1 protein-coding gene is annotated in these 349 nt (G+C 73.1%); it reads left to right on the top strand.

All coding sequences use genetic code 11. From position 1 onward, the window contains the following. Positions 1 to 52 precede the first annotated feature (52 nt). A partial coding sequence (locus M0638_RS26940) for a hypothetical protein (RefSeq protein ID WP_248670044.1) occupies positions 53 to 349 on the top strand: 297 nt, incomplete at its 3' end.

Below are 349 nucleotides of genomic sequence, written 5' to 3' on the forward strand. Positions count from 1 at the left end.
TACAGCCCCTATGCCTGTGGCTTCCTCTGCTTCTACCACCGCCCGCCGTGGCATGCTCGGGGGCACGGCGTCGCTCCTGGCGCTCGCCACGGCGGTGCCGGCCGGCGCGGTCACGTCCCGGCCGATGGCGACCGACTTCCCCGCTGCCGCGCCCAACCCCGACGCCGCGCTGCTGGCGCTTTGCGCCTCCTGGCAGTCGGTGGCCGATGTCCGCCAGTGCGCCTACGACCTGCTGGCCGAGGCCGTGGCGACCGGGATCATGTCCATCGCCGCGATCAACGACCTCGACGAGAAGATGTGCGCCGGCCCCGAGGACGAGTGCCGCCGCATCGAGCGCGCCATCGCCGAC

Source organism: Roseomonas acroporae (assembly GCF_023223525.1).
GTDB lineage: Bacteria > Pseudomonadota > Alphaproteobacteria > Acetobacterales > Acetobacteraceae > Roseomonas_E > Roseomonas_E acroporae.